The organism is Mycobacterium sp. IDUB_19 (genome assembly GCF_055419445.1).
On sequence record NZ_JBVAXR010000003.1, the window covers coordinates 218,552 to 240,681 of the forward strand.

At 67.5% G+C, this 22,130-nt stretch carries 20 protein-coding genes; 10 read left to right on the forward strand and 10 right to left on the reverse strand.

All coding sequences use genetic code 11. The annotated features are described in order from the left end of the window. Positions 1-131 precede the first annotated feature (131 nt). The gene (locus ACZY0B_RS04835; protein WP_463762882.1) at positions 132-830 is read right to left on the reverse strand and encodes an alpha/beta hydrolase; all 699 of its coding nucleotides are present in this window, start codon (positions 828-830) and stop codon (positions 132-134) included. Positions 831-968: 138 nt separating this feature from the next. Here ACZY0B_RS04835 and ACZY0B_RS04840 point away from each other — a divergent pair, with 138 nt between their 5' ends. Then, complete coding sequence (locus tag ACZY0B_RS04840; protein WP_463762883.1) at positions 969-1,337, forward strand: OB-fold nucleic acid binding domain-containing protein; 369 nt, start codon at positions 969-971, stop codon at positions 1,335-1,337. A gap of 2 nt (positions 1,338-1,339) precedes the next feature. Beyond that, on the forward strand, positions 1,340-2,017 hold the full coding sequence (locus tag ACZY0B_RS04845; RefSeq protein WP_463762933.1) for a DUF3159 domain-containing protein: 678 nt from the start codon (positions 1,340-1,342) through the stop codon (positions 2,015-2,017). Here ACZY0B_RS04845 and ACZY0B_RS04850 read toward each other — a convergent pair. Further along, complete coding sequence (locus ACZY0B_RS04850) at positions 2,014-2,691, reverse strand: potassium channel family protein (RefSeq protein WP_463762884.1); 678 nt, start codon at positions 2,689-2,691, stop codon at positions 2,014-2,016. The genes ACZY0B_RS04845 and ACZY0B_RS04850 overlap by 4 nt on opposite strands. Positions 2,692-2,728: 37 nt before the next feature. Continuing rightward, a complete protein-coding gene (locus ACZY0B_RS04855) occupies positions 2,729-3,412 on the reverse strand; it encodes a potassium channel family protein (RefSeq protein WP_463762885.1) in 684 nt (227 codons plus the stop codon). A 134-nt stretch (positions 3,413-3,546) separates the two neighbouring features. Here ACZY0B_RS04855 and ACZY0B_RS04860 point away from each other — a divergent pair, with 134 nt between their 5' ends. The 4 genes from ACZY0B_RS04860 (at position 3,547) to dxs (ending at position 10,485) form a co-directional block, all read left to right on the forward strand. Beyond that, positions 3,547-5,541: an APC family permease gene (locus tag ACZY0B_RS04860; RefSeq protein WP_463762886.1), complete on the forward strand. Its 1,995-nt coding sequence runs from the start codon at positions 3,547-3,549 to the stop codon at positions 5,539-5,541. Between the two features lie 30 nt (positions 5,542-5,571). Beyond that, a complete protein-coding gene (locus tag ACZY0B_RS04865; RefSeq protein WP_463762934.1) occupies positions 5,572-6,774 on the forward strand; it encodes a class I SAM-dependent RNA methyltransferase in 1,203 nt (400 codons plus the stop codon). 275 nt (positions 6,775-7,049) lie between these two features. After that, the gene (locus ACZY0B_RS04870; RefSeq protein ID WP_463762887.1) at positions 7,050-8,513 is read left to right on the forward strand and encodes a cation:proton antiporter domain-containing protein; all 1,464 of its coding nucleotides are present in this window, start codon (positions 7,050-7,052) and stop codon (positions 8,511-8,513) included. A 58-nt stretch (positions 8,514-8,571) separates the two neighbouring features. Further along, on the forward strand, positions 8,572-10,485 hold the full coding sequence (dxs, locus tag ACZY0B_RS04875; RefSeq protein ID WP_463762888.1) for a 1-deoxy-D-xylulose-5-phosphate synthase: 1,914 nt from the start codon (positions 8,572-8,574) through the stop codon (positions 10,483-10,485). Here the strand turns inward: dxs and ACZY0B_RS04880 are convergent. The 3 genes from ACZY0B_RS04880 to ACZY0B_RS04890 all read right to left on the reverse strand — a co-directional run bounded on the left by ACZY0B_RS04880 (position 10,482) and on the right by ACZY0B_RS04890 (position 13,295). Further along, the gene (locus tag ACZY0B_RS04880; protein ID WP_463762889.1) at positions 10,482-11,759 is read right to left on the reverse strand and encodes an HRDC domain-containing protein; all 1,278 of its coding nucleotides are present in this window, start codon (positions 11,757-11,759) and stop codon (positions 10,482-10,484) included. The genes dxs and ACZY0B_RS04880 overlap by 4 nt on opposite strands. A 1-nt stretch (position 11,760) precedes the next feature. Beyond that, positions 11,761-12,393 (reverse strand): DUF3000 domain-containing protein, encoded by a 633-nt coding sequence (locus ACZY0B_RS04885; protein WP_463762935.1) that lies wholly within the window; start codon positions 12,391-12,393, stop codon positions 11,761-11,763. 80 nt (positions 12,394-12,473) lie between these two features. Next, positions 12,474-13,295, reverse strand: coding sequence for an enoyl-CoA hydratase/isomerase family protein (locus ACZY0B_RS04890; protein ID WP_463762890.1), 822 nt, complete (start codon positions 13,293-13,295; stop codon positions 12,474-12,476). A 72-nt stretch (positions 13,296-13,367) separates the two neighbouring features. On the opposite strand from ACZY0B_RS04890, the gene hemE reads away from it, so the two are divergent. From hemE to ACZY0B_RS04910, 4 genes are read left to right on the forward strand one after another with little or no spacing between them, the layout of a single operon-like run. Continuing rightward, positions 13,368-14,417 carry a uroporphyrinogen decarboxylase gene (gene hemE, locus ACZY0B_RS04895; RefSeq protein WP_463762891.1) on the forward strand — a complete coding sequence of 350 codons (1,050 nt, stop codon included), beginning with the start codon at positions 13,368-13,370 and terminating at the stop codon, positions 14,415-14,417. Beyond that, positions 14,414-15,790 (forward strand): protoporphyrinogen oxidase, encoded by a 1,377-nt coding sequence (locus ACZY0B_RS04900; protein WP_463762892.1) that lies wholly within the window; start codon positions 14,414-14,416, stop codon positions 15,788-15,790. The genes hemE and ACZY0B_RS04900 overlap by 4 nt, the downstream gene beginning before the upstream one ends. A gap of 5 nt (positions 15,791-15,795) precedes the next feature. After that, on the forward strand, positions 15,796-16,491 hold the full coding sequence (hemQ, locus tag ACZY0B_RS04905; RefSeq protein ID WP_463762893.1) for a hydrogen peroxide-dependent heme synthase: 696 nt from the start codon (positions 15,796-15,798) through the stop codon (positions 16,489-16,491). Positions 16,492-16,527: 36 nt separating this feature from the next. Further along, positions 16,528-17,280 (forward strand): class I SAM-dependent methyltransferase, encoded by a 753-nt coding sequence (locus ACZY0B_RS04910; RefSeq protein ID WP_463762894.1) that lies wholly within the window; start codon positions 16,528-16,530, stop codon positions 17,278-17,280. A gap of 87 nt (positions 17,281-17,367) precedes the next feature. On the opposite strand, the gene ACZY0B_RS04915 is transcribed toward ACZY0B_RS04910, so the two are convergent. The 4 genes from ACZY0B_RS04915 to ACZY0B_RS04930 form a co-directional block, all read right to left on the reverse strand. Continuing rightward, complete coding sequence (locus tag ACZY0B_RS04915; protein WP_463762895.1) at positions 17,368-18,648, reverse strand: amidohydrolase family protein; 1,281 nt, start codon at positions 18,646-18,648, stop codon at positions 17,368-17,370. 141 nt (positions 18,649-18,789) lie between these two features. Further along, positions 18,790-19,212, reverse strand: a complete 423-nt coding sequence (gene msrB, locus ACZY0B_RS04920) for a peptide-methionine (R)-S-oxide reductase MsrB (protein WP_463762896.1) — start codon at positions 19,210-19,212, stop codon at positions 18,790-18,792. Beyond that, entirely contained in the window at positions 19,209-20,519 is a 1,311-nt protein-coding gene (gene aftC / locus ACZY0B_RS04925; protein WP_463762897.1) for an arabinofuranan 3-O-arabinosyltransferase, read from the reverse strand. Before aftC ends, msrB begins: the two co-directional genes overlap by 4 nt. Before the next feature lie 20 nt (positions 20,520-20,539). After that, positions 20,540-22,120: an alpha/beta fold hydrolase gene (locus ACZY0B_RS04930; RefSeq protein WP_463762898.1), complete on the reverse strand. Its 1,581-nt coding sequence runs from the start codon at positions 22,118-22,120 to the stop codon at positions 20,540-20,542. Positions 22,121-22,130 lie beyond the last annotated feature (10 nt).

Below are 22,130 nucleotides of genomic sequence, written 5' to 3' on the forward strand. Positions count from 1 at the left end.
CTTTGACTGTGCGTCCAGGGTGTCGACACGCCGGGACATCCCGCCGTGAGTGCGCACCGAAGCCCTGACCGCGCACGCGATCAGCCAAAGATGGCTGATGCGGGGTAACGCGCGCCGGCCGCCCGAGACGGCTACGCGTCGGCCAGCGCGGCCAGACAGGCCGCCCCGAGCGTGGCGCTGTCCGCGCCGATCTGATCGAGCGTCACCGTCCGCAGGCCCGCGTGCGGTGCGGCGTCGACCCAGTCGACACCGGCCTGCAGCGGATGAATCGGATCGTCGACCGCGGCGGCCACTCCGAGAGGCGCGGCCAGCTTGTGCAGTTCGTCACAACTTGGCGCGACGTAGGCGGCCGCTTCGTCCATCGCGTCGGGCAGCAGCGGCCATTGTGCAAGCCAGGACCGGGCCAGCTCCTCGGCCAACCACGCCGGGCTGGACGCCCGCATCTGTGCGGTCGCCGCCGCCAGACCGTCGGCACGTAGCTGGGAAGCGGAGTACCGCGCCGCCAGGGCGGCCGGCGCCGAACCGGGTGCCCCGGCCCAGGCCGGCAGCGCCGCCAGCACCGCGACCGCCTGACCAGGATGTGCGAGTGCCCACGCGGCTGCGACCGCGGCTCCGATCGAGATTCCGCCGACGGCGATGGGACCTTCGCGCGCGGCGTCGTCGAGCGCGGACAGGTAGCCGTCGACCAATCGATCCGGGCGCGGCGCAGGGGTCACCGGCCGTGCGCCGACACTGCGCAAGGGACCGGAAAACGCCCGTCCGACGTACACGTCGTCCGACCCGGTTCCGGGCAACAGCACGGTCGTGACACCGCGCAGATCGACACCCACGCCCCGATACTGCCCGGCCGAGACAAGCAGTCCAAAATCACGGTTTGGTCCGGTTGGCGCCGGGGAACCAACAGGTCTACGGTTTCCGTTGGCATAGATGAAGGCACCGCAGCTTTTTCGGAATTGTCAGGAGTGAGCATGGGGGCTCAGGGGTATTTACGCCGCCTCACCCGTCGGTTGACGGAGGACCCGGAGCAACTCGATTCCGAACAGCTGTCGGACGAGGTCGCCAGCACTGGCGCGCAGCGCGTGATCGATTGCGAACGTGGCCAGGAGGTCACGATGGTCGGCACGCTGCGCAGCGTGGAATGCAACGGCAAGGGCTGCGCGGGCGGTGTCAAGGCCGAACTGTTCGACGGCAGCGACACGGTGACGCTGGTGTGGCTGGGCCAGCGCCGCATCCCCGGCATCGATTCGGGCCGCACTTTGCGGGTGCGCGGCCGGATGGGCAAGCTGGAGAATGGAACCAAGGCCATCTACAACCCGCATTACGAAATCCAGCGTTGACTCTGCCCAGTAACACTTCTAATCGCATCAGTCCAGAACGCCTGCTGAGCCAGCTAGGCGGGGTGAGTGGTGTCATCTACTCGTCGCTGCCCGTCGTCATCTTCGTGGCGGTTTCCAGCCTGTCGGGCCTACTGCCCGCGATCGGCGCGGCGCTCGGGGTGGCCGCACTGGTCTTGGTGTGGCGGCTGATTCGACGGGATTCCACGCAGCCGGCGTTTTCCGGGTTCGCCGGCGTCGCCGTCTGTGCGCTGATCGCTTACGTCGTCGGCGAATCCAAGGGCTATTTCCTGCTCGGCATCTGGATGTCGCTGCTGTGGGCGGTGGTCTTCGCGGCGTCTGTGGTGATTCGCCGGCCGCTGGTGGGCTACGCGTGGAGCTGGGCCACCGGGCGGGACCGGTGCTGGCGCAACGTGCCCCGGGCCGTGTACGCGTTCGATGCGGCCTCGTTGTGCTGGGTGCTGGTCTTCGGCGCGCGGTTCGTGGTTCAGCGACTGCTGTACGACGCCGATCAGACCGGCTGGCTGGCCACGGCGCGTATCGGGATGGGCTGGCCGCTGACCGCGGTGGCAGGGCTGGTGACCTACGTGGCGATCAAGGCCGCGCAGCGCGCGATGGCCGGTGCCGCCGATGATTTCGGCCCCGCTGCCGTCCAGGTCGACGCCGACACCGTCGGCGACTAGTTGGCGGGCGGGGCGGCCGCCGGCAGCAGCAGCTTGCGCAGATCCTCTTCGGCATCGGCGGCCGCGACGAAGAGCAGCTCGTCGCCGCCTTCCAATGGCTCGTCGCCCTCGGGCACGATCACGCGCGGCCCGCGCAGGATGGTGACCAGCGCGGTATCCCGGGGCAGCTCGAGCCGGCGTACCGGCTTGCCGCCCCAGGGCGTGTCATCGGGCAGGGTGATCTCGACCAGGTTGGCCTGACCCCGCCGGAACTCCATCAGGCGCACCAAATCGCCCACGGCGACCGCCTCTTCGATCAGCGACGCCAGCATGCGCGGGGTGGACACCGCCACATCGACACCCCAGGCGTCGGTGAACAGCCACTCGTTGCGGGGGTCGTTGACCCGGGCCACCACCCGAGGCACCGCGAACTCGGTCTTGGCCAGCAGGCTGAGCACCACGTTGACCTTGTCGTCACCGGTCGCGGCCACCACCACGTCGAAATCCTCGAGGTGCACCGATTCCAGCAGGCTCAGTTCGCAGGCATCGCCAAGACGCCAGTGCGCGGCAGGGATCGCGTCGACGTCGACGTGGTCGGGGTTGCGTTCGATCAGGGTGATGTCGTGGTTGTTCTCGATGAGCTCGCGAGCGACCGAGCGGCCGACCGCGCCGGCCCCGGCAACAGCTACCTTCATGTGCGCCGCTCCTTGGTCACGGTCGGGTGCCTCGGGCTCAATGCCCCGGCCCCTCATCGATGTCGTCGGCGGGCGGCAGCGCGGCGATGGCCACCGCCTCGGCGACCCGGCCGGATATCGCGGCGATGTAGACCTGGTCGCCGGCCTGGATGACCGTCTTCGGTTCCGGCAGGATGCCCGTGCCGAAGCGGATTAAAAATGCCACGCGTGCGCCGGTGGCCCGCTCCAGATCGGTAGCCCGGCGGCCCACCCAGTCCTCGTGCAGGACGACCTCGGCGACGGCGACCGTTCCGGTGGGGTCGCGCCACTTGGCGGTCTCACTCTCCCGGGTCAACGCGTTGAGCAGGCGATCGGTGGTCCACGGCACGGTGGCAATCGTTGGGATACCGAGGCGTTCGTAGACCTCGGCGCGCTTGGCGTCGTAAATCCGGGCCACCACCCGGTTGACGCCGAACGTCTCGCGAGCCAGCCGAGCCGAGATGATGTTGGAGTTGTCCCCGGATGACACCGCGGCGAACGCGTCGGCCTCCTCGATGCCCGCTTTCAGCAGCACATCCCGGTCGAAACCCTGGCCCAGCACCCGTTCACCGGCGAACTCCGGGCTCAGCCGGTTGAACGCCGAGCTGTCGCGGTCGATCACCGCCACATCGTGGCCAATTCGGGACAGCCCGTCGGACAGGGAAGAGCCGACCCGGCCGCATCCCATCACAACCACCCGCACGTCAGGTCCTCTCGGCTGGGTCGGAGTATGTGTCATTCCATCGGCAAACTTCGTTGGCCAGCCGATATCCGTCGGGAACATTCTCGCTCACGGAACGCTACCGGCACTGCCCGTTGCGCTTACTCTTGGCTCTCGTGTCCAAACTTTCAACCGCAGCGCGCCGGTTGCTGATTGGCCGGCCGCAACGCAGCGACCGCCTGAGCCACACCCTGCTGCCCAAGCGCATCGCCTTGCCGGTGTTCGCCTCCGACGCACTGTCGTCGGTGGCGTATGCGCCCGAGGAAATCTTTCTGATGCTCTCGGTGGCCGGGGCGGCCGCGTACGCGCTGACGCCGTGGATCGGTCTCGCGGTGGCCGCGGTCATGTTGGTGGTGGTGGCCAGCTACCGGCAGAACGTGCACGCCTACCCGTCCGGTGGTGGCGACTACGAGGTGGTCACCACGAACCTGGGCGACACCGCCGGCCTCGTGGTGGCCAGTGCCCTGATGGTGGATTATGTTCTCACCGTTGCTGTTTCAACCTCGTCGGCGATGGCCAACATTGGTTCCGCGCTCCCGGTCGTGGCCGAGAACAAGGTCTGGTTCTGCGTGGGCGCGATCGTGGTGGTGATGGCGTTGAACCTGCGTGGGATACGCGAGTCCGGGGTGGCCTTCGCGATCCCGACCTACGCGTTCATCGTCGGGGTCGTCGTGATGATCGGGTGGGGGTTGATCCGGATTTTCGTGCTCGGCAACCCGCTGCGGGCCGAATCCGCCGGCTACCAGATGCATGCCGAGCACGGGCAGATCGTCGGTTTCGCGTTTGCGTTCCTGCTGGCCCGCTCGTTCTCGTCGGGCTGCGCGGCGCTGACCGGTGTCGAGGCGATCAGCAATGGAGTGCCGGCGTTTGAAAAACCCAAGTCCCGCAACGCCGCAACGACTCTGCTGATGCTCGGCGCGATCGCGGTGACGCTGCTGATGGGCATCATCGTGCTGGCCCAGCAGATCCACGTGCAGCTGGTCGAGGATCCCGCCACGCAGCTGGGCGGCATCCCGGCCGGCTATATGCAGAAGACACTGGTCACGCAGCTGGCGGAGACGGTGTTCGGCAGCTTCCACATCGGGTTTCTCCTCATCGCGACGGTGACCGCGCTGATCTTGGTGCTGGCGGCCAACACCGCGTTCAACGGGTTCCCGGTGCTCGGCTCGGTGCTGGCGCAGCACAGCTACCTGCCGCGCCAGCTGCACACCCGCGGAGACCGCCTGGCGTTCTCCAACGGGATCCTGTTCCTGTCGGCGGCGGCTCTCGCGTTCGTCATCGCGTTCCGTGGTGAGGTGACCGCGCTGATCCAGCTCTACATCGTCGGCGTTTTCATCTCGTTCACGCTGAGCCAAATCGGCATGGTCCGGCACTGGACTCGCTTGTTGCGCACCGAGACCGATCCGCCGGTGCGGCGCAAGATGATGCGTTCGCGAGTGGTCAACACGGTCGGCCTGCTTTCCACCGGTGCGGTGCTGTTGGTGGTCCTGGTCACCAAGTTTCTCGCCGGGGCGTGGATCGCCATCGTGGCGATGGGCGCGCTGTTCATCATCATGAAGCTGATCCGCAAGCACTACGACACCGTCAATCGGGAGCTCGAAGAACAAGCCGCCACCCAGCACGACGTGGTGCTGCCCAGCCGCAACCACGCCTTGGTGCTGGTGTCGAAGCTGCACCTGCCGACCCTGCGGGCACTGGCCTACGCGCGAGCGACCCGTCCCGATGCGCTCGAGGCCCTGACAGTCAGCGTCGACGACGTGGAAACCCGTGCGCTGGTGCATGATTGGGAGCGAAGCGAAATCAGCGTGCCACTGAAGGTCATCGCTTCGCCGTACCGCGAAATCACCCGTCCCATCCTCGATTACGTCAAACGAGTCGCCAAAGAGTCGCCGCGCACCGTGGTGACGGTGTTCATCCCGGAGTATGTCGTCGGCCATTGGTGGGAACAGGTGCTGCACAACCAAAGCGCACTCCGTCTCAAGGGCCGCCTGCTGTTCATGCCCAACGTGATGGTCACTTCCGTTCCCTGGCAATTGAATTCGGCCGAACGACTGCAGCTGCTGCAGCCGCACGCGGCTCCCGGCGACGCCCGTCGCGGAATCTTCGACTAAAGCGAACATGTCGTGAGAGCCGAGGCGTCGTTGCCGCCCGCTGGCGGGGAGCTGACGCTGGTCACCGGTGCTCCCGCCAACGGCGGTAGCTGCGTGGCCCACCACGAAGGCCGGGTGGTGTTCGTGCGCTACGCCTTGCCCGGCGAACGGGTGCGGGTTCGGGTCACCGCGGATCGCGGATCTTATTGGCATGCAGAGGTTGTCGAGGTCCTTGAGCCGTCGGCGGATCGGACCGAGTCGCTGTGCCCGATCGCCGGGGTGGACGGCTCCGGGTGTTGCGATCTGGCATTCGCTGCCCCGGAAGCGGTTCGGGCGCTCAAGGCGCAGATCGTGTCCAATCAGTTGGAACGGCTGGGTGGGCATCACTGGAGCGGTGAGGCGGAACCGCTTTCGGATTCCGGCCCGACCGGCTGGCGCACCCGGGTGCGCCTGGAGGTGGGTGCGGACGGCCGCCCCGGGTTTCACCGCTACCACAGCGACGAGCTGGTGACCGACCTGCGCTGCGCGCAGTTGCTGGCGGGAATGCTGGACGGACTGGCGGAGGCGTGTTCCGCGGCCGACCTGTCGCCGACCGCGCAGCTGCATGTCGCGATCGACGATGACGGCCGGCGCCATGTGGTGCGCACCCTGCGACATGGCGGGCGCACGACGACCAATGTGGTGCAGGGTGACTACGAGGCAACCCAGCGGGTGGGGCGGCGGAGCTGGCGGGTGCCGGTGACCGCGTTCTGGCAGGCGCACCGCGACGCGGCGCGGGTTTACAGCGCTCTGGTCGCCGACTGGGCACAGCCCGCCACCGGCATGACGGTGTGGGATCTCTACGGCGGCGTCGGCGTTTTCGCCGCGACCCTGGGCGATGCGGTGGGGGAGTCCGGGCGGGTGCTCACCGTCGACACCTCCCGCGCGTCGACCCGGGCGGCCCGCGCCACACTGGTTGATCTGCCGCAGGTGGACGTCGTCACCGATTCGGTGCGCCGCGCGGTGTCGACCCAGCGAAGTAGTGCCGATGTTGTCGTGCTGGATCCGCCACGTTCGGGTGCCGGGCGCGACGTCATCGAGCTACTGGCCGCCGCCGGCGTGCCGCGGGTAGTGCACATCGGTTGCGAGGCAGCGTCTTTCGCCCGCGATATCGGCTTGTACCTCGGCCGTGGTTATGCGGTCGAGAAAATCAAGGTATTCGATGCGTTCCCGCTGACCCATCACACCGAATGCGTCGCGCTGCTGACCCGTTAGGGCCGGCGCAGTGGCCCGCATGTGCGGCGCCGCTAACGTGAACGAGAAACCCGTGACCGCAATGCCTTTGCCGGTGCTTTTGTCCGCGACGGGTTAGACTCCGTCGCGGTGTGCCGGGAAGTCTGGTCGGCGATGTCGTCGTCGACCGATCGAAAGGCTCGGGTGCCTACTACCGAACAACGGTCCGTGACCGTCGAGTCAGCCCGCAGCCGGCTGTCGGGCTGTCCACACATGCCAACCTGTGTCCGATTCATGCTCGCCGGGGGGCCGCCATCGTGAATGAGACTGTCCGCTACGCGTTGATCGTCTTGTTCTGCAGTGCCGTCGGTCTGGTTGCGGTGTTAGCGAACCGGCTGACCGAGCGGGTCAAAATCCCGGTGGCCCTGCTCGTGCTGGTCGGAGTGGCCGTGGCGGTGCACACCGTGCCCGCGCTGCAGCCACCGTCCGAGCGGACGGTGGAGCGGGTGATCACCATCGCGCTGGTGTTGGTGTTGTTCGACGGCGGAATGCACATCGGGCCTTCGCGCTTCCGCGCGGCGGTTGTCCCTATCCTGTCGGTCGGCGTCGTGGGCACCGCCCTCACCGCCGCCGGCGCGGCGCTGACGTTGCACTACCTATGCGGAGTCGGCTGGTTCCCTGCGGTGCTCGTGGCCACCGCCGTTGCTCCCACCGATCCGGCCGTCGTCTTCTCTGTCCTGGGCAAACGCGAGATTGCCGGTCGCAGTAGCACCATCCTGGAGGGCGAGTCCGGCGCCAACGATCCGGTGGGCATCTCGTTGATGGGCAGCCTGATCGCAGCGGGTGGCCTCAGCGCAGCCGGCTTCGCCAGCGTAGGAGCCCAATTCGTTCTGCAAATGGCGATTGGCCTGGCCGTCGGGGTGATCGGCGGCCGTGCACTGCTGGTGTTCATGCGCCGGGTGGCATTGCCCAGCGAAGGCCTCTACTCGCTCCGAACATTGGCATCCAGCCTGATGCTGTACGGCATCGCCACGCTTGCGCACGGCTCGGGATTTCTGGCGGTGTTCGTTGCCGGCATCGTCATCGGCGACGCTCGCGCGCCCTATAAGCCGGAGATCAAGCGATTCCACGCCGCCCTGGCCGGTCTGGCCGAAATCGTCGCGTTCGCCGTTCTGGGTTTGACCGTCGATCTCCGTGTGCTTGCCCACCCCGGCGTATGGATTCCCGGGCTCGTCCTCGGTGTGGCCCTGACGGGGCTGATTCGTCCGCTGGCGGTGAGCGCCTGCCTGGTTCGCGTGCAACTAGCGCGAAACGAACGCCTTTTCATCCTGTTCGCCGGCCTCAAGGGCGCGGTGCCGATCCTGCTGGGCGAGTTCCTGCGGGCCGCCCACATCGCCGACGCCGAACGCCTGTACGGCATCGTGGTCGTCGTTGTAGTTTTTTCTGTTCTGGTGCAAGGCAGCTCGGTGCCCAGTGTCGCAAAACTGTTGCACCTGCCCATCCGTACCGTCGAGACCCAGCCATGGCAGATAGGTGTCCGGCTCGCGGACGAACCGCAGGGGGTCCATCGCTTCAGCGTTGCCGAAGGGTCTGCCGCGCAGGGGTGCACAGTCGAGGGTCTCGGTGATCGTGTCGGCGACATCTGGGTGAGCATCGTCGTGCGCGCAACCGGCCTGGTGCCGGTCCGGGGCGACACCGAACTTGAGGCCGGCGACGAGGTTGTCATGCTGGCAGATCCCGAACTTCATGACACGCTTGCTGAACTGTTCGGCCCCTCGTAGGCCGGCTACCTCCGGCCGCTTCCCTGCTGTTCCGGCCGTCGCTGCGTAGACTATCGGGATGCTCGAACAGATCCGCGGGCCCGCCGATCTGCAGCCCCTTTCCCAGCAGCAGCTCCGCGATCTGGCCGCCGAGATTCGCGAGTTCCTGATCCACAAGGTTGCTGCAACGGGGGGCCACCTGGGACCGAACCTCGGCGTCGTCGAGCTGACGCTGGCGCTGCATCGGGTGTTCGACTCGCCGCACGATCCGATCATCTTCGACACCGGCCACCAGGCCTACGTGCACAAAATGCTGACCGGCCGCTGCCAGGACTTCGAGAGCCTGCGCAAGAAGGGCGGCCTGTCGGGGTATCCGTCGCGCAGCGAAAGCGAGCACGACTGGGTGGAGTCCAGCCATGCCAGTGCGGCGTTGTCGTACGCCGACGGCTTGGCCAAGGCCTTCGAGCTGACCGGGCACCGCAATCGGCACGTGGTCGCGGTGGTCGGCGACGGCGCGCTGACCGGCGGCATGTGTTGGGAGGCGCTGAACAACATCGCGTCCTCCGGTCGTCCGGTCGTCATCGTCGTCAACGACAACGGCCGCAGCTACGCACCCACGATCGGCGGCGTCGCCGACCATCTGGCTTCACTGCGTCTGCAGCCGGCCTACGAGCAGATGCTGGAAAAGGGCCGCGACGTGGTGCGTTCCATGCCGCTGTTCGGCAAGATCGCCTACCGCTTCATGCACAGCGTCAAGGCGGGCATTAAGGACTCACTGTCGCCGCAACTGATGTTCACCGATCTCGGGCTGAAGTACGTCGGCCCGGTCGACGGTCACGACGAACGCGCGGTGGAGGCCGCGCTGCGGCATGCCCGCGGCTTCGGTGGCCCGGTGATCGTGCACGTCGCCACCCGGAAGGGAATGGGCTATGCCCCGGCCGAGGCCGACGAGGCCGAGCAGATGCATTCCACCGCGCCGATCGACCCGGTCACCGGCCAGGCCACCAAGATCCCCGGCCCGGGCTGGACGGCGACCTTCTCCGAGGCGCTGATCGGCTACGCCAGAAAGCGGCGCGACATCGTGGCGATCACGGCGGCGATGCCCGGCCCGACCGGGCTGAGCGCGTTCGGGGAACAGTTCCCGGATCGGTTGTTCGACGTCGGCATCGCCGAACAGCACGCGGTGACGTCGGCGGCCGGGCTGGCGATGGGTGGGATGCACCCGGTGGTGGCCATCTACTCGACGTTCCTCAACCGGGCGTTCGACCAGATCATGATGGACGTGGCGCTGCACAAGCTGCCCGTCACCCTCGTGCTCGACCGCGCCGGGGTCACCGGCTCCGACGGTGCCAGCCACAACGGCATGTGGGATCTGTCGATCCTCAACATCGTGCCCGGCATGCGGGTGGCCGCCCCGCGTGACGCCACCCGGTTGCGCGAGGAACTCGGTGAGGCGCTCGAGGTGGACGACGGCCCGACGGCGTTACGGTTCCCGAAAGGCGATGTGGGCGAAGACATTCCGTCCTTAGAGCGCCGGTCGGGAATCGATGTGCTCGCGGTACCCGCCGGTGGGCTTAACCGCGATGTGCTCCTGGTGGCCGTCGGCGCATTTGCCCCGATGGCGCTGGCCGTGGCCAAGCGGCTGCACAACCAGGGGATCGGTGTGACCGTGATCGATCCGCGATGGGTGTTGCCGGTGTCCGACGGTGTTCTCGAACTGGCGGTGCAGCACAAACTGCTCGTCACGCTGGAGGACAACGGCGTCAACGGCGGTGTGGGGTCAGCGGTTTCGGCCGCGCTGCGGCGCGCCGAGATCGACATGCCGTGCCGCGATGTCGGCCTGTGCCAGGACTTCTACGAGCACGCCTCACGCGGTGAGGTGTTGGCCGACCTCGGGCTGACCGACCAGGACGTGGCCCGCCGGATCACCGGTTGGGTTGCCGCACTGGGCAGTTGCGAATCCGAAGCGGAGATCCGCGAGCACCTCGACTAGCTGTCGGTGCCCTCGGCTTTGGGAGGCGGCTGCAGCGCGTTTGCCAGAACGGGATCGACGAGTTCGCGTTGCCAGTCCCGCGCGTGGCCGGCGCACAAGAATTCTTCGACAGCCGCGACCGGGTCTGGTGCGCCCTCCCAGTCCCAGCACAGTCGCCGCACCAGGTCAGGCGAGACCAGGTTCTCCGCCGGCACATTCACCTGCTCCGACAGCTCGGACAGCCCGGCCCGGGCCGCCTCCAGCCGGGCGGCCGCCTCGGGTTTGCGTCTGCTCCACCGCGCCGGCGGCGGCGGCCCGTTCGGCGGCTCGGCGTCTTCCGGCGCGTCTTGGCTGTCGCGGGCGGTCTGCAGCGCGCCCAACCACGTTGCCGCGCTGCGCCGCTGGTTGCGCCCACCGAACACCGGCAACGCGATCAGGTCGTCGATGGTCTTCGGGTTGGCGATGGCGGCGTCGATGATGGCCGAATCCGGCAGGATGCGCCGGGGCGCGATGTCGCGGCGCTGGGCGATGCTATCGCGCGTCGTCCACAATTCGCGCACCGCGGCCAGGCCGCGGCGGTCACGCACCTTATGGATGCCCGACGTCCGCCGCCAGCGGTCGCGCCGCGGCGTAGCCTCCTTGCTGCCCACGGCCCGTAGGTAATCGAATTCCTCTGCAGCCCAACCGCTTTTGCCTTGCTCAGCCAGAACCGCCGAAATCGCCGCGCGGAGCTCGACGAGCAGTTCGACGTCGAGGGCCGCGTAGTTGAGCCACTCCCCAGGCAGCGGCCGCTTCGACCAGTCGGCCGCGCCGTGACCCTTGACCAGACCATGGCCCAGCAGCCGTTCGGTCATCGCCGCCAGGTTCACCCGCTCGAACCCGGCAAGTCGTCCGGCGAGTTCGGTGTCGTACACCGCGGGGGGCCGCATGCCGACCTCGGCCAGACAGGGCAGATCCTGATCGGCGGCGTGCAGGATCCATTCGTCTTGGCTGAGCACCTCGGCCACGGGCCGCAGCGCCGTCAGCGGATCGGCGCCGTGGCTGACCGGGTCGATGAGCACGGTGCCGGCGCCGGCCCGCCGGATCTGGATCAGGTAGGCCCGGTTGGAGTAGCGGAATCCCGACGCCCGCTCGGCGTCCACCGCAAATGGCCCGTGCCCGCGGTCCAGGAGTTGCGCGGCGTCGGCGATCTCGCCGACGCTCACCGAGAGATCGGGTACGCCGTCGGCGGGGTGCAGGAGTGGACTGGGTTCGGGTTCGGTGCTGCCGGACGCATCGTCGGCCGGTGCGCACATGTCAGGCGCGTGACCGCGAGCTCAGGTCGGTGACCCCAGCCGGCGGTAGGCCTGCGGCGTGCTCGAGCACCTCGCAAAACGCTTCGACATGCCCGCCGACGGCGGGTGAGGTGGCCGTCCACGAGGCCCGCAGCTCGAGCTGGTGGGCCCGCGGCGGCCCGGAGATGTCGCCGTAGCGCACCGACGTGGTGGCGGTGACAGTGCCTCCCAGGGCTGTGACCTGGTCCGTCCGGGCCTCCAGGGCGTCGACGAGCCAGCTCCACGCCACCTCCGGCAGCAGCGGATCGACGGCTTCGCTGGAGTCCAGGTCAGCCTGGATGTAGGCGACCAGACGCATGGTGCCGTCCCAGGCGTCGGCGCCGTCCGGATCGTGCAGCAGGATCAAGCGGCCGAACGCGTCGCCTTCGGACCGCTCGGGGACGATCTCGAGGTCGGGATGCTTGACTTCGGCGCCCAGGGCGTAGCTGAAGGGGGCCAGGCGCTGCGGGGGCCGGATCGGGCCCAGCTCGATCTCCGGCCGTGCGTTGACGGCGTTCATCGCCGCCACCGCCTCGCGGAATGGGGCCGGTTCGACTGAGGTCACAACGTTCGACGCTAGACCTATCGCCTGACCCGCCGCGACAGGCGCGCCGATCTTCAAACCCGTCGCGATCAAGCTGTTACCGGGGTGTGTCACATCGTGATGTAACAGCATTGAGCCTGCTCAGGGGCCATTCAGCGGTTGAATCGTGCCGGGCGCTTCTCCCGGTGCGCGGCGAGGCCTTCCTGCACGTCGGGGCCGCTGAAACTCAAAAATTCCAGGCCGAGCGACGTCTCGAAGGCGGGCGCGAACATGCGATACCAGTGGTTGAGGCTGTGTTTGGTCCAGCGGATCGCGTTCTGGGCTCCCTGTGCCAAATCATTGGCGACGCGGGTTGCCGTCGTGAGCACGTCGTCATCGTCGACGCAGACCGATACCAGGCCGATGCGCTCGGCTTCTTCACCCAGCAGGGTGTCGCAGGTGAGCAGGTAGTACTTGGCCTTGGCCATGCCGACCAGCAGGGGCCAGCAGATCGCGGCGTGGTCGCCGGCCGCCACTCCGAGCTTGGTGTGGCCGTCGATGATCTTCGCGTTGCGCCCGGCCACCGAGATGTCGGAAAGCAATGCCACCACCAATCCGGCGCCGACGGCGGGGCCCCGGATCGCCGAGACCATCGGCTTGTCGAAGTTGACGATATTGAGCACCAGGTCGCGGGCCTCGCGCATGATGCGAAGCCGGCCCTCGTAGTCGCCGATGGTTTCCGAGATCAGGTCGAAACTGCCGCCGGAGGAGAACGCCTTACCCTCACCACGCACCAGGACCACCCGTACGTCGGGGTCACGGTTGATGGCCGGCCAGACGTCCGCGAGATCGCGGTGCATTTGCGGCCCGACCGAGTTCAGTCCGGGCGAGTCGAGAACGACCGTGAGGACCCCTTCCAGACCGGTTACGTCGCCGTGTTCGAAGCGGAGGCTGGGGAATTCGTCGTAGTTGACTGAGACTGGCGCTACTGACACCGGGTTGATGTTACGCAGCGACGCCAGGTGCTCCAGGGGCGCCGCCCGGGCCCCGTGGCAGCATTAAGTGCAATGAGCACGCGTCGCGAACTTCCCGAGTCGCCCTATCTGGCTGCAGTCACCGGTCGCAAACCCGGCCGGGTGCCGGTTTGGTTCATGCGGCAGGCGGGGCGTTCGCTGCCCGAGTACCGGGCGCTGCGCGAGCGCAGCAGCATGCTGGAGGCGTGCTTGCAGCCCGAGGTCGTCTGCGAGATCACCCTGCAACCGATCCGGCGCCATGACGTTGACGCGGCGATCCTGTTCTCCGACATCGTCGTACCGCTGCGCGCGGCGGGCATCGACTTGGACATCGTCGCCGACGTCGGACCGGTGATCGCGCACCCGATCCGCACCGACGCCGACATCGACGCAATGAAACCCCTTGAACCGCAAGCGATTCAGCCGGTCTGCCAGGCGGTGTCGCTGCTGGTGGACGCGCTCGGCAATGTTCCGCTGATCGGTTTCGCCGGTGCGCCCTTCACGCTGGCGTCCTACCTGGTCGAAGGCGGCCCCAGCCGTAATCACGCCCGCACCAAGGCGATGATGCTGGCCGAGCCGGCGAGCTGGCATGCGCTGATGTCGAAGTTGACCGATCTCACCGTGGAGTTTTTGCGCGGCCAGATCGTTGCCGGGGTGGACGCCATCCAGGTGTTCGACTCGTGGGCGGGAACGCTGTCGCTGGCCGACTACCGCCAATACGTGTTGCCGCACAGCACCCGGGTATTCGCGACGCTGGCCGAACACCGGCTGCCGATGACGCATTTCGGGGTCGGGACGGCCGAGTTGCTGGGCGCGATGGGCGAAGCGGGCGCGACGGTCGTCGGTGTCGATTGGCGAACTTCGCTCACCGATGCCGCCGCCCGAGTGCGCTCCGGTACGGCCCTGCAGGGCAACCTCGACCCGGTGGTTGTGCTGGCGGGCTGGCCGGCGGTGGAACGCGCGGCGCGGGCCGTCGTCGACGATGGGCGCCGCGCCGTCGACGCCGGTGCCGCGGGCCACGTCTTCAATCTCGGTCACGGAGTGCTGCCCGAGTCCGACCCCGGCGTGCTGACCGACCTGGTGTCACTGGTCCATTCGCTATGACACTGCGCTCGTATTGTGTTGTGGGCGGTGGGATCTCGGGCTTGACAGCGGCCTACCGGCTACGCATTGCGGCGGGGGACGATGCGAGCATCACGCTGTTCGATCCGGGCGAGCGGCTCGGCGGGATACTGCGCACCGAGCAGGTCGGCGACCGCCCGATGGACCTGGGCGCCGAGGCGTTCGTGTTGCGCCGGCCCGAGATGCCCGCGCTGCTGGCCGAGCTGGGCCTGTCCGATCGTCAACTGGGCACCACCGGCGCCCGACCGTTGATTTACAGCCAGGCCGAGCTGCACGCGCTGCCGGCGGCCACGGTCGTCGGCATTCCTTCGTCGGCCGCGTCGGTGGCCGGACTGGTCGACGACGACACCCTCGCCCGGATCGACGCCGAGCCATGCCGCCCGCTGGACTGGCAACCCGGAAGTGACCCCGCCACAGCTGAATTGGTGGGCGACCGGTTCGGCGAGCAGACCGTGGCCCGATCGGTCGACCCGCTGCTGAGCGGGGTGTACGCGGGCTCGGCGGCCACGATCGGGCTGCGCGCCGCGGCCCCCAGTGTGGCGGCGGCTCTGGATCGCGGCGCCACCAGCTTGACCGACGCGGTCCGCCACGGGCTGCCGCCGGCGACGGGTGCGCCGGTGTTCGGCGCGCTGGACGGCGGCTACCAGGTGCTGGTCGATGAGCTCGTCGAGCGCAGCCGGGCGCGGTGGGTTCGGGCCGCGGTGCAACGGCTCGACCGTGCCGAGCAGGGCTGGTCGCTGCGCGATGACACCGGGGCCGGATGGCATGCCGACGCGGTGATCCTGGCCATCCCCGCCCCGCGGCTGACCCGCCTGATCGACGGCGTGGCAGCGCAGACGTTCGCCGCCGCGAGCCGGATCACGAGTGCGTCGTCGGTGGTGGTCGCGCTCGCGGTGCCCGGCGATACGGCCTTCCCCGAGTGCTCCGGGGTGCTGGTGGCCAGCGGAGAGCGGTTGCGCAGCAAGGCGATCACGCTGTCGTCACGCAAGTGGGGCGGCCGCGGCGACCTGCAATTCCTGCGGCTGTCCTTCGGGCGGTTCGGCGACGACCTGGCGGCCACCGCCTCCGACGAGGACCTGCTGGCCTGGGCGGTCGACGACCTGGTCACCGTGTTCGGGCTGACCGTCGAACCGGTGGATGCCCGTGTGCAGCGGTGGATCGAGGCGATGCCGCAGTACGGGCCGGGCCACGCCGACCTGGTCGCGCAGCTGCGCGCCGGCCTGCCGCCGACCATCGCCGTGGCGGGCAGCTACCTCGACGGGATCGGCGTGCCGGCCTGTATCGGCGCGGCCGGCAAGGCCGTCGAGCGTGTGATCAGGGCGACCGAGGGCTTCGACGCGGAAGTGGCACGATAGGTCTCATGGCCAAGATCGACTTTGACGCCCTGAACTCGACGATTCGCTACTTGATGTTCTCGGTGTTTTCGGTGGAGCCCGGCGAATTGGGTGACCAGCGCGACGCCGTGATCGACGAGACGACCCGGTTTTTCAAGCAGCAGGAAGAACGCGGTGTCGTGGTGCGCGGCCTGTACGACGTCGCGGGCCTGCGGGCCGACGCAGATTTCATGATCTGGACGCACGCCGAGCGCGTCGAAGCGTTGCAAGCCACCTACGCCGACTTCCGCCGCACCACCACGCTGGGGCAGGCCAGCGCGCCCGTGTGGAGCAGCGTCGCGCTGCACCGGCCCGCGGAGTTCAACAAGAGCCACATCCCGGCGTTCCTGGCCGGCGAGGAAGCCGGTGCCTACATCTGCGTGTATCCGTTCGTGCGGTCCTACGAGTGGTACCTGCTGCCCGACGACGAACGCCGCCGCATGCTCGCCGAGCACGGCATGGCCGCGCGCGAGTACAAGGACGTCCGGGCCAACACCGTTCCGGCGTTCGCACTGGGCGACTACGAATGGATCCTGGCCTTCGAGGCGCCCGAACTGCATCGCATCGTCGACCTGATGCGTGAACTACGCGCCACCGACGCCCGCCGGCACACCCGCGAGGAGACACCGTTCTTCACCGGGCCGCGGGTGCCGGTCGAGCAGCTGGTGAACTCGTTGCCCTGACGGGCCGTGAACGAATCCAGAAGCGAAGGGGGACATATGACGACCGCGTTCGACCCGAACGATCCCACCCGTTTCGAGCAGATGTACCGCGACGACCAGACGTCGCACGGGCTGCCCACCGCCACCCCCTGGGACATCGGCGGCCCCCAGCCGGTGGTCCGGCAGCTGGTCGCACTCGGCGCGATCAAGGGTGAGGTGCTCGACCCGGGCACCGGCCCGGGCCACCACGCGATCTACTACGCCGCCAAGGGGTACTCGGCCACCGGCATCGACGGGTCGGCGGGCGCCCTGGAGCGGGCCCGCGAAAACGCCCAAAAAGCCGGCGTATCAGTGAATTTCGAACTGGCCGATGCCACCAAGCTGGAAGGGCTGGACAACCGGTTCGACACCGTCGTCGACTGCGCGTTCTACCACACTTTCAGCAGCGAGCCTGAGCTTGCCCGGTCGTACGCGCAGGCGCTGCGGCGGGCGACCAAGCCGGGCGCGCGACTCTACATGTTCGAGTTCGGCGCGCACGACGTCAACGGATTTACGATGATGCGGTCGTTGTCCGAGAAGGACTTTCGTGACGTGCTTCCGGCCGGCGGCTGGGAGATCACCTATCTGGGCACGACCACCTACCAGGTCAACGTCAGCGCCGAGAGCATCGAGATGATGGCCGCGCGCAACCCCGACATGGCCGATCAGGCGCAGGACATGCTGAAGCGGTTCCGCGCGATGGAACCTTGGCTGGTCAACGGCCGGGTGCATGCCCCGTTCTGGGAAGTCCACGCCACCCGAACGGACTGACCTTGTGCCGAGCGTCGAATTGTTGGGCCAATCTCGCCGAAATCCCCACAACAAGTCGACGCTCGACCGTGAAAGCCGAACTCGCGTCTATACGTTGCCGCGGGTTGCCTCGGCCAGAGCATTCGTGACCCGGTCGCCCTTCTGGTGATGGCTCAGCGCCCGCACGGACACGTCATGGCCTTCGGCTGCCCGACGCAGCGCGCCCACCGTGGCCTGCTCGCGCGGATGATGGGCGAACGGATCGAACGAGTACCAGCGCATGGCGTTTTCGTGGGTCATCTTGTTGATGTCGGTTTCCGAGACGCCGTGGCCGCCGAGAACATCCCATAGTTGTTCGGGCGCTTCGGGCCACATCGAGTCGCTGTGCGGGTAGTCGGCCTCCCACGCGATGTTGTCGATGCCGATTTGGTGTCGCAGCTGGACACCGACGTCGTCGCTGATGAAGCACGTCAAGAAGTGCTCGCGAAATACCTCGCTGGGCAGCTTGCCGCCGAAGTCCTGGTGCGTCCACGTCGAGTGCATCTCGTACGTGCGGTCGGCCCGCTCCAGGAAATACGGAATCCACCCGGTTCCGCCCTCGCTCAGACCGATCTTGAGATCGGGATATTTCTTGATCGGCGCGGACCACAGCAGATCCGCGGCGGCCTGCACGATGTTCATCGGCTGCAGCGTGATCATCACATCCATCGGCGCGTCCGGCGCGGTGATGGCCAGCTTTCCCGAGGAACCGATATGCACATTCATCACCGTGTCGGTGTCCACCAAGGCTTCCCAGAGCGGCGTCCAGTAGTCATCGTGAAAGCTGGGACGGCCCATTGCCGCCGGGTTCTCGGTGAACGTCAACGCGTGCACGCCACGCTTGGCGTTGCGGCGCACCTCGGCCGCGCATGCCTCGGCGTCCCAGATCACCGGTAGACACATCGGGATGAACCGTGCCGGATACGCCCCGCACCACTCCTCGACATGCCAGTCGTTGTAGGCCCGCAATAGGGCCAGCCCGAACTCGGGGTCCTCGATGGCGAACAGCCGGCCGGCGAACCCGGGAAACGTCGGAAAGCAGATGGAGGCGAAAATCCCGCCCGCGTTCATGTCCTTGATCCGCTCGTCGACCTGCCAACACCCCGGCCGGATCTCGTCAAGACCCTGCGGTTCGAGGCCGTACTCCTCCTTCGGCCGGCCCGCCACCGCATTGAGCGCCACGTTCGGAATCACCACGTCGCGAAATTGCCAGCTATCGCTGCCATCTGGGTTGTGCACCAACCGCGGCGCCTCTTCGGCGTACTTCTTGGGCAAGTGATTCTTGAACATGTCGGGTGGTTCGACGATGTGGTCATCGACGCTGATCAGGATCATGTCGTCTTTGGTCATATTCATCTGCTTCCCGATGGCCGAACACCATACCGTTGGCGCAACGGTACAACGCCTGGCGAGGGCACTGCGCCGAGCGTCGACTTGTTGGGCCAATCTGGCCGAAATCCCCGCAACAAGTCGACGTTCGACCGCTGCCGGCTAGTCCGACGGGACCAGCCGCAGCGAGATCGAGTTGATGCAGTACCGCTGATCCGTCGGCGTGGGGTAGCCCTCACCCGCGAACACGTGACCGAGGTGGCTGTGGCAGTTAGCGCACAGCACCTCGGTGCGCGTTGCCCCCATCGAATGGTCGGGACGAAGGATCACCGCGTCCGACTTGGCCGGGTCGAAGAACGACGGCCAGCCGCAGTGCGAGTCGAATTTCTCCGTGCTGCGGAACAATTCCGCTCCGCAGGCGCGGCACTCGTAGACGCCCTGGGTCTTGGTGTCGGTGTACTCACCGACGAACGGCCGCTCGGTGCCGGCGCGACGCAGCACCTGAAACTCTTCTGGGGTGAGTTTCTTGCGCCACTCGTCGTCACTCAGTTGCACCTTCGGCTGCGACACGTCGGGGGAAGTCATGCGTCCACGCTAGCTCGCTCGCGCCCAGCCGTCAGCCAGGCCGGATCAATGCCGCTATCCAACCGGTTTTCGGCCTTGGCGTCGGAGTAGCGGAAGTAGAGCACCGTGAACACCACGATCAACAGCAACGACCAGCCGTAGGTGATCTTGAGGTACTCGAGCGCGCGGCCGTATCGCATCCAGTTGAACAAAAGCCAGCGGTCCAGCGTCAGGAAGCCGTAGATCCCCAGCCACGCCGGCCAGTTGCGGATCACCGAGTTGGGCAACACGACCGTCATCAGGAACGGGAACAGCATCATCGAGTAGTAGCCCTGGGACAACGACAGCGCCAGCCACGACCACAGCAGCAGCACACCCGCCGAAGTGGTGAACCAGAACAGCGGATCGCGGGTGCGGTAGTAGCGGTACAGCAGCCAGATCGCACCGATCGCCAGCACCGTGAACAGCAGCCGCAGGAATACGATCAGCCAGGTGGGCAGGCCGAAGTACACGCCGTTGCCCTCGATGGAGCTGTTGAAGTAGTCGCGAGTGCCCAGGAAATAGGGCACCGTCTTCGTGATGAAGTCCTTCGGATCGCTGACCAATGGCCACGCGGCCGCGTTGATGACGATCGGAACCACGACCGCGGGCACCAGCGCCCGCCACTGCCGGTTCAGCAGGGGCAGCAAAAGTAGCGGCAAGAGCACCGGTTTGAGCGTGAGCGTCAACCCGATTGCCAAGCCGGCCCACCATTGATGGCTCACTTTGCCGTCCAGCAGCCACCACAAGAACAGCATCTCGGCCAGCAGCACGCAGCCGTTGATGTTGGTGAACACCAGCGTGTTGGTCACCGTCTCGGTGCAGAACATGGCCAGCAGCAGCGCCGGGGCCGCGACCGAGGACAGGGTGAATTTGAACAGCCGCAGCAACAAATACCAGGCGATCAGGATCGCGATCGTGTTGATCAGGATGAACAGGTAGCGCGACGGCGCGAACGGCAGGTAGCCGAAGGGCGCCATCAGCAGGGTGCCGCCGGGCGGATAGAGGTAGTGCGGGTCGACGTAGTCGAAGTGCTCGTTGTAGATGGCCCAGCCGCGCCGGAAGTTCAGCACCGCCCGGTAGACCGGCTTGAAGTCGTCGGTGATGTTGCCGTTGGTGGTGATCACGATGCTGCGGTGGAGCACCGAAAGAATCGCGGCCGGCCACAGCGCGGACCGCAATATCGTCGCCGTGCTCGGCGGCCCGGTGTGGGGACGGAAGGCGGCCAGCACCCAGTCGCGCAGGCCGGTTCGAGTCGAGTCAGCTGCCGTCACCAGCGCACCGTACACCGGCGCGCCGGCCCGGAGAATCAGGCGGGACAGTAAGTGTCGGTTCCCGGTAGCTTGCCGCTGTTGAGGTAGCCGACCATCGGCGGGGCCGCGCACGGCGTGTAGATGCTCGCCCCGTGGCCGATGCCCTGCCACATCACCCGCCGGCTGGCCGCGTTCGCGTTGATGATCGTGGCCGCGGTCTGGGCAACGCCTTCGGAGCCGACGATCGGGTCGTTCTGCACGCCCAGCAACACGACGTCGACCTTGAGTTCCTTGGGCGGCGCCGGCGGCGAGATCGTGGGCCAATGCACGCACTTGATCAAGTTGAGCGCGGCCACCGTGCCGAACTGCGGGTAGAGCTTGCCCCAGGCGACCACGAGTTCACGGACCCGGTCCGGGGTCGGGCGGTTGATCGCGTCGCTACAGGAGTTGACGAACTGGCCGTCGGTGTCCTGGATGGCATCGGCATGGTTGATCAGGTTGGTCAGTTGGTTGGCGTCGCCGGAGCGGGCGGCGGCCAGCGCGTTGGCCAGACTCGTGGTGGCGCCGACGCGCCCGCCGGAGGGAAAGCCCAACGCGACGGTGATGGCGTTGACGACTTCGGCCAGTGACGCGCCGCCGGGGCTCTTGCCCGCACGGGCGTCGGCGAGTAGCGAGCTGACGGCACCCTTGGGGTCGGGACCCAGCGCGCAGTTCACCGCGATGCATTGCGCAGCGAACGCGTCGAGCGCGGCCTGCTGTCCCTTGACCTGTTGCTCCGCGGCCGCTTCGGCGTTGACGCCCAACGCAATCGGGGAGTCCAGCATCAGCCGGGCGACCTTGTCCGGGCGCGACGACGCGTAGGCCAGCGCGACCTGGGCGCCGTTGCCGATTCCGAGCAGCGCGACCGAGGGCACGTCCCACAGACTGCGCAGGCGCTCGATGTCCGAGGCGGCGTGCGAGTTGTCGTAGGCGCTGTCACCTGGCGCGATGGCGTCGGTGCAGTTGGTCGTCGCGGTGTTGGAGATGTCGGACAGATTGGCGACCGGGTCGTCACCGCTCTGGAATTGCGCCTGATCGCGCATTGCCTGGCGGTCGGAGTGATCCCGGCAGTCGATCGGGCTCGACATGCCGATCCCTCGGCGGTCCACGGCGACGATCGGGTGGGCCGCCAGGAGATCGGTGCCCGACCGGGACAGCCACACCGGCAACTGCGCCGACGACGGCAGGTCGGAGCCGGTGGTGAACACGACGGGGCCCGCGTCCTTCGGGGTCTGATTCGACCGGGCGCGCACCACGCCGACGGTCACGGTTCCCGAGCCGCCGTTGACCGGGTCGAGGTCCGCGTCGTAGTTCGCGCAATCCAGCTGGACGCCGCCGGGGGCGGGGCGGACGCCGGCGTCGTTGAAGACCTTGGACGTGCAGTCGTGCCACGACAAGTCGTTCTTGGGAGCCGCGATCGGCGGCGGACCGGCGGGCGGGGGCTTCGTCGGGGCCGCGCCCTGTGGGCGGGCGCCGGCGTTGGTCGCGAAGCGCGGGTCGGCGGCCAGGCCCGGGACGCAGCCGGTCAGCAGCACGGTCACCGCGACCAGGGTTGTCGCGGACCTGATGTGCCGACTCATGCCGACCACAGTAGCCATCCCGGGTGGT

Bases quoted from the DNA above. Each gene is read 5' to 3' on its own strand.
- hemQ (WP_463762893.1), top strand. From the start codon at position 15,796: ATGGCCAAGATCGACTTTGACGCCCTGAACTCGACGATTCGCTACTTG.
- dxs (WP_463762888.1), top strand. From the start codon at position 8,572: ATGCTCGAACAGATCCGCGGGCCCGCCGATCTGCAGCCCCTTTCCCAG.
- ACZY0B_RS04880 (WP_463762889.1), bottom strand. From the start codon at position 11,759: ATGTGCGCACCGGCCGACGATGCGTCCGGCAGCACCGAACCCGAACCC.
- ACZY0B_RS04840 (WP_463762883.1), top strand. From the start codon at position 969: ATGGGGGCTCAGGGGTATTTACGCCGCCTCACCCGTCGGTTGACGGAG.
- ACZY0B_RS04915 (WP_463762895.1), bottom strand. From the start codon at position 18,648: ATGACCAAAGACGACATGATCCTGATCAGCGTCGATGACCACATCGTC.
- ACZY0B_RS04910 (WP_463762894.1), top strand. From the start codon at position 16,528: ATGACGACCGCGTTCGACCCGAACGATCCCACCCGTTTCGAGCAGATG.
- msrB (WP_463762896.1), bottom strand. From the start codon at position 19,212: ATGACTTCCCCCGACGTGTCGCAGCCGAAGGTGCAACTGAGTGACGAC.
- ACZY0B_RS04930 (WP_463762898.1), bottom strand. From the start codon at position 22,120: ATGGCTACTGTGGTCGGCATGAGTCGGCACATCAGGTCCGCGACAACC.
- ACZY0B_RS04850 (WP_463762884.1), bottom strand. From the start codon at position 2,691: ATGAAGGTAGCTGTTGCCGGGGCCGGCGCGGTCGGCCGCTCGGTCGCT.
- hemE (WP_463762891.1), top strand. From the start codon at position 13,368: ATGAGCACGCGTCGCGAACTTCCCGAGTCGCCCTATCTGGCTGCAGTC.
- ACZY0B_RS04900 (WP_463762892.1), top strand. From the start codon at position 14,414: ATGACACTGCGCTCGTATTGTGTTGTGGGCGGTGGGATCTCGGGCTTG.